The sequence below is a fragment of the Asaia bogorensis genome (assembly GCF_900465345.1).
In the GTDB taxonomy this organism is placed as follows: domain Bacteria; phylum Pseudomonadota; class Alphaproteobacteria; order Acetobacterales; family Acetobacteraceae; genus Asaia; species Asaia bogorensis_A.
Genome location: NZ_UEGO01000031.1, coordinates 18,806 through 32,409, shown reverse-complemented (window position 1 = coordinate 32,409; position 13,604 = coordinate 18,806). Strand labels below are relative to the sequence as shown.

The window sequence follows — 13,604 nt, the reverse complement described above, 5'->3', positions numbered from 1 at the left end:
ATAAGCGCGGGGACCATGGGAGAAGCCGCACCGTGGGGCGGATCAAGCATGGTGGTGGGAATGGCGGCGAACCCGCATGAAGCCCACTAGGCTGGTCCACATATAGCCAGCCGCATGAGGGGGCGCTTCCCCCGCATGAGCAGGACGTGCGTGCCGGACGCGCCGGCCGGCACGCACGTTATTCATCGCGGTGCTTCTGTCGTGAGAATGCCGACAGATCGAGGGTCAATGCTTGCAGCGACCGGGTCGTTTCCACGTCGTGATGGGTCAGGAGATCGACAAGATCCTCCTGGTCCGGCTGCCCCAAAGCAAGGCGATAGAGCAGCCTCTGCGTCCTCAACTTTGCGAATCGATCAATATCGCGACTTTGGGGAAGCGCGAACAAATGTCGCTTCAGTTCCGCACCTTCCATCGCCCACCAGGGGCTGAGGCCGGTTTTGTCGTCCGCGAACGCCTTGTCGGCGTCGCGTGCGATGATGTCCCACGGCGACGATGCTTGGCCGCGTGCCTGCGCCAACGCTTGTTCGCCTAGTTTTCGGGCGAGCGGTTGTCGGACAGTCAGTCCGCCGAAGCGCTGGACGCGACCTTCTCGTTGCTCCAGGTCAACCGGGCTGGAACAAAGATCCCAGTGGCCCAGCCGGTCGCACCAGCTATGGAAATCGAGACCTTCCTGTCCGACAGAGGTCGTTGCCAGGACATGGGGCCAGAACGGCGTATTGAACGCGCTGCGGATTTCCTCAGAGCGCGCCGGTGGCGGTTCATTGACATCATGATCCTGCCGATGCGTCTCTGTCTCAGTGCCCCCAAACGGCACCGCAGCGTGACAGCGGATACGGATCTTGTCCTTTTTCTTCGCGCCCTTGAACCCGAAAGTGCCGACGTTCGCTGCGAGCGCCGCCGACAGATCCTCGATCAATCCATCAGGATTGACCTTGGATTTGCGCAGCCAGAAATGTTCGTCAAGGACGGCTTCCAGGCAGCCATCAACGCACGCATTCTGATATTTCTGCGTGGCGTCCTCACCGGGCAAGATCGACCAGAAAACGGGGCGATCCAGATAGGTGCGCAGCCTCGTCCAGCAGAAGCGCACAAGCCGCGCGAAATGCTGCTTCTGATAATCGAAAAGCTCAGGAAGGTGGCGATAGAGTGCTCGGCCCGTCACGACGCCAGGGGCGCCGAGAGCCATATCCACCAGAGCGTCCAGCTCCCACCGGCTTAGCCAGGTGATCGCCTCGGCCTCTTGGCGCTGCTTGAGCAAGGTTTGAAGTGTTGCATCTTTCGGGGCGACCCGACCCCAGTTCTTCTGGACCGCCGCGAACTCCCGAGCCAGCGGCGCCTTTTGCGCGCGTTCAATGGCCGCGAGGATCGCCCACGCCGGTTTGCGTCGTCGGTTGCTTCGCGCATTCGGAGCCTCCGGCGCGATGGACGGGGGCAGCGCCTGAATGATCTGCTGCCGCGCCCTGACCCTGGTCTGCTTGATCGCAGCCTTGCCCTTCACATCTAGGGGATCGACAGCGCGGATCAGGAAAGGGCTCGGGTGAAACAGGGCGAGCGTGGGGCCTTGGTTCGGCTTCGGGTTCAGGTGGCGTTTCTTCCACGCGGCAGCGTAGGGAAGATTGCTTTTCGCCACGCATTTGCGCTCGACCTCAAGGCTGACAAGGGCTGCCAGGCTTTGCGGTGTGGCCCTGAATCGGCTGAAGATCAGCATCTTGGGCGATTGCGTCACCTTTGCCCATGGGCCGGAAGGCGCCCACCAAGTCAGCGACGGCAACACCCACGGAAGGGCAAGGGCCTCGGTTGGCACAAGGCCGTTGAGGGCACGGAGCTTGGCGCTTCCCCAACCCTCTTTGGGCGGCTTGAAGCAATTGGTGACTCCGAGCCGGGGGACGCTGCGCGTGGCCGGAAAATCTATGTCGCGAGAAATCTGGTATCGGTCCCCCAACGCTTGCGCAGGGAGTGGCACTGACAGCCAGTAGGCGATCGCGCTGCCTGCGAGCTTGCGCGACACATGGTCGGTGAAATGTCGATAGACGTCGAGATCGTGGGGCTCGATCCTTAAGGACGGCGGCGCAGGCTCTCCGGCATGGTCGGAAACCGGACGCTCGGTCCGCGACATGAGTGGTGTGAGAAGCGCCTCGAGGTGGTGCTTGAGCGCTTGCGCCTCTTCGATTGCCGTCGTGGGGCTATCGGGCGGCAGGTGGCCGATCAAATGCAACAGATCGCCAAAACGACGAAATTGGGATTCGGCCTCGGCGCGTACAGCCGACCCGCCCAGAAATTCGATAATCTCGAAAAATTCGACATGGGGGGCAGCCCCAGAGCCGCTTTCCCAGCGCTCGGCATAGAAACGGTAGGGCGTGGCGGACAGGAGGAGGATCGGCGGCGGCGCCCCGCCATCTGTTCCCGCCAGCAGTTGACGCGCCAGGGGGTTATCGGCGCCTGCATCGAGCAGTTCGCGATAGCATTGGAACTCGTCGAAAATTACGAGATCGGGCGGGGCGGAATCCAGAGCGGCTTGAGCGAGCGCCTTGCGCATCCGGCCCAAGCTCTGACCGTGTTTGCTCGTATCGATCGCGTGCAGAATGTTTTCGCGGGCCGGCTTGCCAAATTCCGCGCGCAACGCTCGGCCATAGGCCACCTTGAAGAGGGCGGAGACATTGTCGAACTTGCCCTGAGCCTCCTCGCACGCCCATCGCCAGCCGGACGTTGCGCCATATTCGATATAGCCTTCAGGAAAGGCGGCGGTCAGGCCGGGGTATAGTTCGTCCAACAGGAGCTTGATGAACGCGCGCTCGACTGCCTTTCCGCCGTAGAGGCGCTGCGAGCTGGAGAATGATGTGGTCGGTGTAAAGGCATAAAGCCGCAGCTTTCCCTTGCGCTTTTCCTCGAATGGAATGAGACCGACGCGGTCGATGATGGAGAGTGCGTCCTTGGCTTCGTCCTTCTCGAGGAAGCGCAGCAGTTCGACCTTGTTCTGGTCCGCGACTTTGAGCCCGCTCGTAATATAATAGACGGTAAACTTGCGCGCTTTGCTCGCCAGCGCCGCAAGCGTGTCTCGGGCGACAACGGTTTTCCCGAGGCCGACTTCGTCCGCGACAAGGAACCGGCGCAGTGGGTTGCCTCCCGACAGGGCGACAGTTGCAGCCTTGACCGTCGCGGCCTGGAAGGGTTTCGATCTTGCGCTCATGAGGCAAGCCGGGAGCGCGCGATGGCCCAGATCTGAGCGAGTTCGTTCAAGTCAGCTCTCTCCGCTTCGCTCAGCTTCTCGCCGTGGGCGAGAAGCGCATCCACATAGGGCGCAAAATGGCGATCGACCCGGCCGAAGGCTTTTCGGTCGCGTGCCCAAGCGGTGAGAATATCCTCCAATGTGAGGCGGTCATAACCCAGGCTTTGGGGGCGGTTGCCCCGCGATCCGACATCTTCATCCCATGCACCGCCACCGACTGGAAGCGTGTCGCCGCCGAGCATCGCACGCATCCAGTCATGAAACGCGCGAAGTCCCATGTGGCTGGCCAGCGCGGCTAGATCCCGCTGCTCTTCGAGAGGCGGATCGACGATGACGCGCTGCATCCATCGTAAAGCGCCGTCTGGGCCGCTTATCCGGACCTGAATGAAGGCAGACTGGAGTGACAAGGGGATCGATCCAAGGTCGAGGCTGAAGGCATCGGTCGGCCAAGGCAGCAGGTCGCCATTTGCAGATCCGGCGTGCAGCACATGGTCGGGGTACGCGAGCGAAGGAACCGCCCGCGCGTCGAGAGAGAAGCATTCTCCGTCGCGGCGCAGAACCGGGTCCCAGGAGGCCATGAGCACCTTGCGCGACTCTTCCAGAGCATCGGCTGCACTTGTGCTGCGCAGGTCCGTGGCGGCGACTTCCTCTATGGTGACAGGCGTCGCTTTACCGACCAGGAACGCCAGGCCGGAAGCGAACGCTTCGCCCGCCTCAAGTTCGACCATGATTTCCGAGTTGCGCCCCGACCACGCCCTTTCGGTCGCATTGGCGCTTCCGACCCTCAAGATGGTCTTCTCGCCCGAGTGGAAGCAGAAGATCTTCGCATGGAGCGCGAGGGGCGCCGGCTCCACATCATCTTCGGCCACAGGTTCGGTGCCAGGCAGAGCGAGCGTGGACTCGTCAGCAAGCACGTCCGGCGCCGCATAGGCCAGGATTTTCGAGAAACCCGTCAGCGAGGTTCTGGACCGGCTGGCTATTTCGGCAAGGGCCGGCATCGACGAAATCAGCGTCCTGGAACCAGCCGCCCCCCAGTTGCCCGCCTTTTTCAGAAAGTCGGGCGACAGGAACGGGCTGATGATCGTTATGCCATCGACCGCGCCGGATGGCGGCTCCGCTGGCAAGGGAACACCTTCATCCAGCCCATTGAGGAGGCCGCGTAGGCGAAAACCGTCTGGCGCATCCCACCAGATCGCCTCCAGTTGCTCCGAGATGTCATCGGCATCCTCGCGCGATGCGCAGCGTGCGAGAGTGCTCCCGAGAGCACCGACGCCAGGGAGCCGAACCCGCCCCTTCGCGCGCTTTTCGCTGCCGTCCAGCAAAACGCCGGCGTCGAGATCCTGTGATCGCGTGAGGTTCCGGCTGCCAATCCAGAGCTTCCAGCGGGTTTCCCCTTTGGGGCAGTTATAGGCAACCAAAGCAATCTTCGGATGCCAGCTACGCTCGTATTCATCGTAGGGTCGCTCAACGATGAACTGATCGAGGATGCCCGCGATCCGGGGGAGAGCGACCGGGCGCGCGATCCGCCCCCGCTGGATGATGATCTTGACGTGATCGCGCAGCCTGTCGATCGCTTCGGCAAAATCGACGGCCGTTCCACTGCCCTTGTCATTGTTACGACCGATCAGGGCGAGCAACGCCGCGGCGACCGCAGACAGGTCGAGCGAGTAGGTCGCGAACAACGCGAGCTTGACCGTCTCCAATCGCCCGGGCCGCAGTTCGTCGAGGTAGGGTTGGCCGTGCCAAGCTTGCCGATCGCTCATGCGACAGCTTCCAGATCACGCAGGAGCCGTTTCACGTTCCCCCAGCGATAATGGAGCGGCTCGGCGCGACCATGGCGCTCGCCTTGCCATTCCATGCGCCGATCGACGCCGAACTGGTTGCTGGCGAGACGCGCGCGATCATCCTTCCTGCTGACCTCCGCCCGCGCATACACGTCGAGCAGCGGCATCGGATCCTTGCTATTTGCCCGAACCCAGGCCGAAGTTTCTTGCAACACGCCCTCAACCGCAGGCGGGAGGTGCCCGATTTCGGCGAGAAACAGGTCCATATCCAGCCGGGCGGCAATCCCTCCCCATTGCTCGACTGCGTCTTTCAGCGCGGCGCGGTGCAAATTTGGCTGTGGTCGCTTGTCGCGTGTTTCCTTGAGTGTCTCGACCTGAGCCGCATAAATTGCCCTGCCAATCGCGGACAGCGCCGCCGCCTGGCCGGCCCGCTTCAGCATGGCGGCCTCCTTACCGGCAAGTGCGAGAATTTCGCTGTCCCAGCAGTGATCCGCCTCGCCGAGCGGCTTTCCGACCAGCTTCGACAACAGCGATGGCTCGCCCGGATCCGTCGGCGAGCGAACGGCGCGCAGCTTGGTTGCGAGATAGATCTGCTCCGGCGGCAAAAGGTCGAGTGTAAGCTTTCCTCCGCCATCCCAGTCGCCGGGAGCATCGATCAACCCCGAGATTGGCCAGGCCACTGTCTCGAAGGGCTTGCCATCATCGTCATGGAGGGCGCGTTTGCCGGAAGCTGCCAAGAGCTTCGCCATATCCGGGCGGCTCCACGGCCGGCCATTAGGGCGGGTGCCGATCAGTCCCCATTTAGCGAGAGCCGTCCAATAAACATAGGCTGGTGGTTGGCTGATCACGCGGGGGAAGACTTCACCTCCGATCACGCCATCTTTCTCACCGCCCACTCCATCGACATATTTGAGACGGCCGGTCAGCTCATGTTCGAGATCGGAGAAGGCTTGGCCAAAGTCCTTGGGAACAGGGCGCCTCGTCCGAAGACTTTGGTAAAGCCAAGGGATGAGAAGCGCGTAGCGCAGCCGTGTGTGCAGAACCGACGTGCCGGGGAAGAAGTGATCGGCATAGCGTTGGTGGACGATGAGGAATCCGACCTCATCGCGCACCCCCGCTGCGCCGCCGAACATCATCTGTTCAGCCTGGCCCAGCGCCTTGCGCGACAAAAAAGTGAACCCAAAAGATGACACGAAGCCTGCCCCCACGGCGTAGTAAAACTTACATCTCAAGAATATTGCCGATGCCCTACGGCATTATTGACTACCAATGATTTTCAACCTGGCCCAGCGCCTTGCGCGACAAAAAAGTGAACCCAAAAGAGATGACACGAAGCCTGCCCCCACGGCGTAGTAAAACTTACATCTCAAGAATATTGCCGATGCCCTACGGCATTATTGACTACCAATGATTTTCAACCTGGCCCAGCGCCTTGCGCGACAAAAAAGTGAACCCAAAAGAGATGACACGAAGCCTGCCCCCACGGCGTAGTAGAACTTACATCTCAAGAAGATTGCCGATGCCCTACGGCATTATTGACTACCAATGATTTTCAACCTCATTGCGCGGGTTTCGAGCAAATAGGTCTCGACTCCCGCAAGCAGGTGCAAGCCTTCTTCACCGATTGCTTGCCGGGATAGTCCAGGTTGCACGATGCGGACGTCGAACTCGAAGCGGTGATCTTGCCACCCAACCTTGAGTTTTTTGATCGCGGCGGCCGAGCCTTGTTCAATTCGAGAGCTGAGACCACGGTCCCGGCGCATCTTTTCGCGCCTCAGCATGTGTTGAAGCATGCGGCCTGGCCGGTCGCGCCACCGAGCAGACTTCTGAGCCTGGCCGCAAACCTCGTAAAGGTCGCTGAGCCGCGCGCCTGGTGTATCCGCGCCCGAATACTTGCAGTGATACAGGGTCACGGAAACGACGCTGTCGGTTATTCGCAGCGCCACGACATCAGCGATCTCGCCTTTGCCATCATCGTCGAAGATCACATCATAGGGATCGGGGTCCGCCAACAGCGTGTCGATGACGAGACGTTGGACTGAGTCTGGGCGCTTGCTCGCGCCTTGCGACTCGACGCGGATATTGGCCTTCGACCAATCCCAGGCTTCGATCTTGTCGGACGGGTATGGTTCGATCGTTTCGCCTTCGGGCAGGGTGTAGAGGTGGCTGTAGATGAGCAGCGAGCCATCGCCGAAGTCGATCTGTGGCGAATCCTCGCCGAAGGATTCCGAAAGCGTCTGCACCTTGCTGCCGATCTTGATCGTCGCCTTGGGGCCGGCGCGCTGGGGGTAGCGGGCATGCCCGTCGCTGAAGACGACCTCGAACTCGGCCGCGTGCTCATCGCTCCGCACAGCGAAGCGCAGCGGTCCCGAACGAGCGTTATCGAGCAACTCGATATCGCATTCCGCGAAGGTTACGGGCTCATCGCCGAACGAGATCTCGATCCGCTCCTCGAACTGCGTGATCAAAGATTCAGGCCAATGGATCGCCACGGGCGGAACAGCCGGGCGCTGGCTGATCTGGTGGGGGCGCATCGCGCTCTTGAATACGCCGTCGGTCGTGATGCTGGGATCGTTCACCGTGCGGCCGACATCCTGACACCAGGCCACCCAGTCGGTCAGGTCATGGACCTTGGCGCTGGACCAGAACTTGCCCTCCGCCGAGCAGCCTCGTGAGGCCGGCATGCCGTCGAGAAAGCCGGTGGCGAAGATGTTGTTCTTGATCCGCGACTGGGATTTTGCGCTGTCGAGGCCGTCGGCGACGTCCACGCCCATATACATTGAATAGCGGACGCCGCGCCCCTGATGGTGGGTGAGGCCGAGGTTGCGCAGAATGAGGCGCTTGAAACCGTGGAGGCTGCGGAACACCTCCTCGCCTTCCACGCGGCGCGTCGTATCGCCGCAAACCGCCTTTGCCAGGCGGTCGAACGGTCCCTTGGCGGAACTGCTGATATAGAGCAGGCCACTGGCCTGATCCCAGTGGAGCATATGCAGATCCCAGGTGACGTTCACTGCCTGCTGCGCCGAGGTCCAGCGCGCCTGTTCCTCCGCCCGAGTCACGAAGATCGCTACCCGTTGATGCGGGTTCAGTTTCATGCCGAGATAGACGCCGGGATTGTAGAGTTCCTCCGCGCGGAACGGATCCCAGGCGTCACAGGACGTTCGGTAGAGGACCGCGTTCATTTTCGGCTCAAGGGTCTGAAGCGGAATGTCGCTTAGATCGCCCGAAAAGCCTTTGAACATCTCGGCGCGGCGAACCTGCCGTTCGATCTTTGCCGAACTGAGCGCCTCCACCAGCGCGTTCCAGTCGGCGTCCTCGGCGTAGAGCTTGGCCAGCGCGCGATCGACATCGTCGATGCCGGTATTGGCGATCACCGTCGCATCACCCAAGGTCGGATCCTGGCGGGTGGAGCGACCGACGAACTGGATCGTCACCGCCACGCTCTTGTGATGATCGTGCAATGCAGCGATCTTCAGTTCGGGCAGGTCGAAGCCCTCGCCGAGCATATCGACGCATACGATGATCCGGCTCTCAAAGCGGCGTAACGCTGCCAGATTTTCGCGCCGCTCCTTCAGCGATTGCTGGCTGTGGACGATGACAGGCCGGTAGTCCGGATAGGCCGCCCCATAGAGACTATGCAGGTGTTTGGCGCGTTCGATGGTGCTGCAACGGGCCATCGCCAGATGGTTGAGGCCGGCGTCCAGATCCGAGGCGAGAACTTCGCCGAGCTTGTCGATGATTGCCTGGTCGGCGTCGGCTTGATCCAACCCGAATACGGCCTCGAAGCGGATCGGCTTAAAATAGCCTTCCTGCTGCGCCTTCTTCAGCGGGTAGGTGTAGATGGACTCCCCATCGACGCGGCCACCATCCTCACGAAACGGGGTGGCGGTGAACTGGATCACCGGAATGGGCGGCTCGTGCTCGGCGAAGAGCCCGCGAAAAGATTTCCACGTCCGTGCCCCGATGTGATGCGCCTCGTCGATAAAGAGTGCGGAGGCACGGGCCGCCATCTGTTCCTGCACCGGTGCCTCGGCGCGGCCCGCGATCTGCATCGTGGTGACGACGACATTGGCGCTGTCGAAGATTTCATCGACTTCGGCTTCGCTCGCCGGAATGTGCGAGAGCCGCATGACCAACGGAAAGGCTGCGGTCTCATCGAGACATCTCTGCTGTTTCAGGACGCCGAAGGTCTCGAACTTGCCTGCGATCTGCTCGCGTAGAGCATCGGTGGGGACCACCACCAGCAGGCGCTCGAACCGCCGGTTGGCGTTGAGCGCCAGCATAGTCTCGGTCTTGCCCGTACCCGTCGGCATGACGATGGTGGCCGGGTCCGTCGATCGCGTCGCATGGGCAAGCGCGGCATGAAGCGCGCCGATCTGGGGCCGCCGCAAGCCAGGCTGCGCCGGCACACCATCGGCCGCAGCCCGTCCTTCGCGCAAATGAATGGCGTCGATCCAGGAGGCAGAAACCGCCTGGAGCCGCTCGACGCGCGCGGAACGATCCAGCGTGTCGATGCCGATCGGCAAAGCACTCATCCACCGGCCTGCACCCAGTTCGAGTGCTTCGACGATTTTGTCCGGCTCCGTTGCCCCGGGCACAAGCAGAATGAGATCGGCCTCCAGCGGCGTGACCGTCTTTGCGCTGATGACCTTCAGAATTTCGCCGGATTCCAGGGTTGTCTCGTAACCATTGACGCGGCGGATGGCGAAGGGGCGAAGCCGGCAACGCACCCGGCGCGCAGGAACGGCCAACTGACGAACCGGGCTTCCCAGCACCTTGCCGTCAATGACAAGCCGAGCCGGCAGGAGCAGTTCGACCTCGGGATTGAAAAGGTCGTCCTGGTTGGGGCCGTTGGAGCGCGTGCGGGAGGCCATCGGGTCGCCTTCCGTCAGGCCGACACGGTCTGCGGCGAGGGCGAGACGGCAATCACCGTTCCCCTCGTCATCAGCACGATCAGTCCGCGCTCGGCGCCCGTCATGTTCAGATAGGCGCGCACCTGCGCATGATAGTGATCGAGCGTCTGAGCGTCGGGGTTCACGTCGCTCTTCCAGTCGACCACCACGACTGGGCGACCATCTTTTCCAACTGTGAGTGCGTCGGCGATCCCGCCCGTCGCGGTTTCCACGCCGTCATTCGCCTGGGCGGCATAGACGGGAAATTCGGCCAGGAGACCGGGTCGCAAGGCCGCGATGTCAGGCAGGGCCAGAGTGCGAGCGACACAGGCCGCCAGTTCGTCGGCCGACAGCCCTGTGGCTGGATCGGAGACAGGCGACCGGCCAAGCGAGCGGATGAGATCGGCCGCCCGCTCAATCAGCGCCGCCTCGGCTTCCGGGGTTTCCCCGGTCAGCACCTCTTCGATGAGCTTGTGGAGGATCAGCCCGCGCTCCCGGCCTCCTTGCACCGGGGCGACGACTTCCGGTTCGGGGGGCTGGTCGTCAGCCGAGCCGGTCCAGAGGGACGCCTCCTCTTCCCGGAGCACGGTCCCGGCGGCGTTTTCATCGCGGCTGGGTGCAAGCCAGGTCAGCCGCGTCTGCGCAGCAGCGATGATTTCAGCTTCGGCGGCGAAGATCGCGCGTGTCTGGGCGTTGTCCACTCCCGTGCGCGCGGCCGTGAGGCTGGCGGGCAGATGCGAGACATCGAGGCCGGGAAGATCGGCGAGCGATAGATCGACGAGACCGATCCATGCCGATTTCGACGGCGTGGTGTTGAGACGGGGGAGGACGAGAAGCTCGCGGGCGCGGGTGGCCGCGACATACCAAAGCCGGATGCGTTCGCGGTCCAGCTCTTCCTTTTCCGCCTGGCGCGCCTCGTCATAGCCTTCGGGCGGGACGCCCAGGACCGGGCAATAGAAGGTCTCGGTCTGGCGATCGAGGACGGCGCTTTCGGGCGCCATCACGCCGGTCATGGTGTTGATCGGAATGACGATTGGCCATTCCAGCCCCTTGGCCGCGTGCATGGTGAAGAGCGCAACCGCTTCCTCCTGTGCATCGGGTCGTCCCTCGACGGCGCGGGCCTCGTCGGACCACGCTGTCGCCATGGCCTCGGCAAAAGCGCGCAGACCGCGCACGGCGTAGCCGGTCGACAGACTAAGATAGAGATCGACGTTGGCGAGCGCGCGCTCGGCCTGGCCGCGATGCCGTTCGAGGAGAAGCGGACGGACGCGCATCACGTCCACCGCCTGCGAAAGCAATTCGTGCGGGGTCTTGCTGTTTCCGCGCCGGGAGAGCGATTGCAGCCGTTCGATGACCTCGCGCGCGAGCGGGTGTGCGATGGCGGCCGGGTCGATGCCGAGATCTAGGCGTGGAATCCGGTCAGGCTGGTCTTCCGAGCGGGGAAGCCCCCAGATGATGTCGAGCAGCTCTTCCTCGGACAGGCCGACCAGAGGCCCGCGCAGCAACGCGCCGAGCGCGAGCGTGTCGCGGCGATCGGCCAGGACGCGGGTCAGCGCGATCAGGTCCTGGACTTCCTGGCGGCGGAACAAACCCTTGCCGGCCTGGGTCGCCACCGGAATGCCGCGCCGCTCCAGAGCTTCCTCATGGCGCCACAGCTCCGCGCTGGTCGGCGCCAGTAAGGCGATGTCACCTGGCTGGCAGGGGCGCTCGGCGCCGCTGCGGCGGTCGATGATGGGCTGGCTTTCGATCAGCCGGGCGCAAAGCTCGGCGATGGCGTCGGCTTCGGCGTCGCGTTGCTGTTCGGCACTGCCCTTACCGCTTTCGTCGGCCACCGCGATGTCGAGGGCGGCTACGCAAACGCCGCCCCGGTCATCGTGGAACGGGTCGAGCGCGGTGAAACCCGGCTGTCCATCGGCCGAAAGGACTGCCTCGAAGCGCTCGTTGACGAAGGTGAGGATCGAGGCGCAGGAGCGGAAATTGGTCGAGATCGATAGAAGGCTGTCGGCGTCCTGGGCGCGGAAGGCGTCGCGCGCCTGGACATAGGCTCCGACATCGGCGCCTCGAAAGCGATAGATCGCCTGCTTGGGGTCGCCCACCAGGAAGAGCGCACCGGGCCGGATTTGGAACCGCGTCCAATCGTCATCGCCATCGACCGGCTCGCCGCACAGACGCCAGAAAATCTCGGTTTGCAGGGGATCTGTGTCTTGGAACTCATCAACGAGGACATGGGCGAAACGCTCTCCCAGCGCCCGGCGCACGGCATCGTGATCGCGCAGCAAGGCGCGCGCGGCGAAAATCAGATCGTCGAAATCGAGCTGGGCGCTGGCGCGCTTGTGGTGGCGATAGCGTTGCAGGATGGGATGCGCCTCGTCGATCAGCGCTGAGAGGGCATGGCCGGCGGCGGCCTGCACAAGCGCGGTCCAGGCATCGCAGCAGGCGGTGTAGTGGATCTCGGCCGCGTCGTTCAGTCGATCGCCGTCGGCCTTGGAAAGACCGGCCTGTTTGGCGGAGGCGGCCCATTTTCCCTTCTTGCGATAGGACGCGAAGGTTCCGGATTTGGTGCAAAGGTCCGGGTGGGGCCGCGAGGTCAGGAGCTGGACTAGGCCCGCGGGCGTCGCCGGGTTGGGAGCGGTCGCCAGGGCTTCGGCCATTCCGGCCAGCCGCTCGACGATCGCCACCGTTTCCGGCTCTGCCGCCGCCGTGCCATCCATGAAGCTGGCAAAATCCGCCGCAGCCTGCCGGAACGCTGTCAGGTGGCCGTCAAGCGGAGAGACGGCCGGGGCCGCCAGCGTGGGACGGCGGCGCAGGTTCTCCGCGATCTTATGGATCAGCGCCACCGTCTCGCCGGGGCTATGCAGCACCATCTCGGTCAGGATGCCGCCTTGTCCGCCAGACAGGCGCTCGCGCAACCAGCCATCGACAATCTCAAGGAAAGTGAGATCGGCCTGGTTGCGATCCATTACGCCGGCGCCGGGGTCGATGTCCGCCTCCGCCGGATAGGGCTTGATGAGGCGCTGGCAAAACCCGTGGATGGTCGAGCAGGTGATTTCGTCGATCGCAGTACTGGCGGCGGTGTTGTCCGGCAGGCCGTCGCATTGCGCGGCGTTGAAGACGGTGAAGCGCTTGAGGAACGGAATCGCGGCGGCGTCCTCGCCGGTCTCGCGGGCTCGGCGCTTCTCGTCCTCCGGCGTGAAGCGGTCGGCATAGACGACGGTCGTGCCATGCTCACCCTTGCGGACATTGCCGCCCAGCGACAGTGCCTGGCGGAAGGTGAGCCAACTCTGGCCGGGGAAGCCGTGCTGGATCACCGCCCCCCAGAGGATGAGCACGTTGATGCCGGAATAGTGCCGTCCGGTCGCAGCGTTGCGGGGCATGGCGAGCGGCGCCTTGGCCGCGGCCGATCCCCATGGCTGGACCCAGGGCGCACGGCCCGCCTCAAGCTCGGCGATGATCTTGTCGGTGATGTCGTCATAGAGGCTCGCCCGGCCTGAACTGGCGCGGGCACTGTGGTTTTTGCTGAACATCGCGGTTCTCCGCGACGGGCGCCGGAAACCTCTTCTCCAGCCCTCAACCCGTCACGGGAAACCCGTCCGCACTCTCACTCTATGGGGGCGTTGCGGGGATCTCCCCGCAGAAGGGGTCGGGCGAGACCCTTTGGCTCGACCGCAGGGGAAGGCTTTCCCCCTTGTCCGTGCTTTTTCG

Annotated in this window: 5 protein-coding genes; all 5 read right to left on the bottom strand. The window is 63.2% G+C overall.

The features are described from left to right. Nucleotides 1-178 precede the first annotated feature (178 nt). Nucleotides 179-3,187, bottom strand: coding sequence for a helicase (locus tag ED655_RS10400; RefSeq protein ID WP_122050099.1), 3,009 nt, complete (start codon nucleotides 3,185-3,187; stop codon nucleotides 179-181). Further along, nucleotides 3,184-4,989: a phospholipase D family protein gene (locus ED655_RS10395; RefSeq protein WP_122050098.1), complete on the bottom strand. Its 1,806-nt coding sequence runs from the start codon at nucleotides 4,987-4,989 to the stop codon at nucleotides 3,184-3,186. Before ED655_RS10395 ends, ED655_RS10400 begins: the two co-directional genes overlap by 4 nt. After that, nucleotides 4,986-6,179 carry a DUF6361 family protein gene (locus ED655_RS10390; RefSeq protein ID WP_240993617.1) on the bottom strand — a complete coding sequence of 398 codons (1,194 nt, stop codon included), beginning with the start codon at nucleotides 6,177-6,179 and terminating at the stop codon, nucleotides 4,986-4,988. Before ED655_RS10390 ends, ED655_RS10395 begins: the two co-directional genes overlap by 4 nt. A 363-nt stretch (nucleotides 6,180-6,542) precedes the next feature. Next, nucleotides 6,543-9,884, bottom strand: a complete 3,342-nt coding sequence (locus ED655_RS10385) for a DEAD/DEAH box helicase (RefSeq protein WP_122050097.1) — start codon at nucleotides 9,882-9,884, stop codon at nucleotides 6,543-6,545. A gap of 14 nt (nucleotides 9,885-9,898) precedes the next feature. Next, a complete protein-coding gene (locus ED655_RS16190; RefSeq protein ID WP_122050096.1) occupies nucleotides 9,899-13,426 on the bottom strand; it encodes an ArdC-like ssDNA-binding domain-containing protein in 3,528 nt (1,175 codons plus the stop codon). Nucleotides 13,427-13,604 lie beyond the last annotated feature (178 nt).

Coding starts and splice junctions, on each gene's coding strand:
- ED655_RS10385 (WP_122050097.1), bottom strand. CDS start 9,884: ATGGCCTCCCGCACGCGCTCCAACGGCCCCAACCAGGACGACCTTTTC.
- ED655_RS16190 (WP_122050096.1), bottom strand. CDS start 13,426: ATGTTCAGCAAAAACCACAGTGCCCGCGCCAGTTCAGGCCGGGCGAGC.
- ED655_RS10395 (WP_122050098.1), bottom strand. CDS start 4,989: ATGAGCGATCGGCAAGCTTGGCACGGCCAACCCTACCTCGACGAACTG.
- ED655_RS10400 (WP_122050099.1), bottom strand. CDS start 3,187: ATGAGCGCAAGATCGAAACCCTTCCAGGCCGCGACGGTCAAGGCTGCA.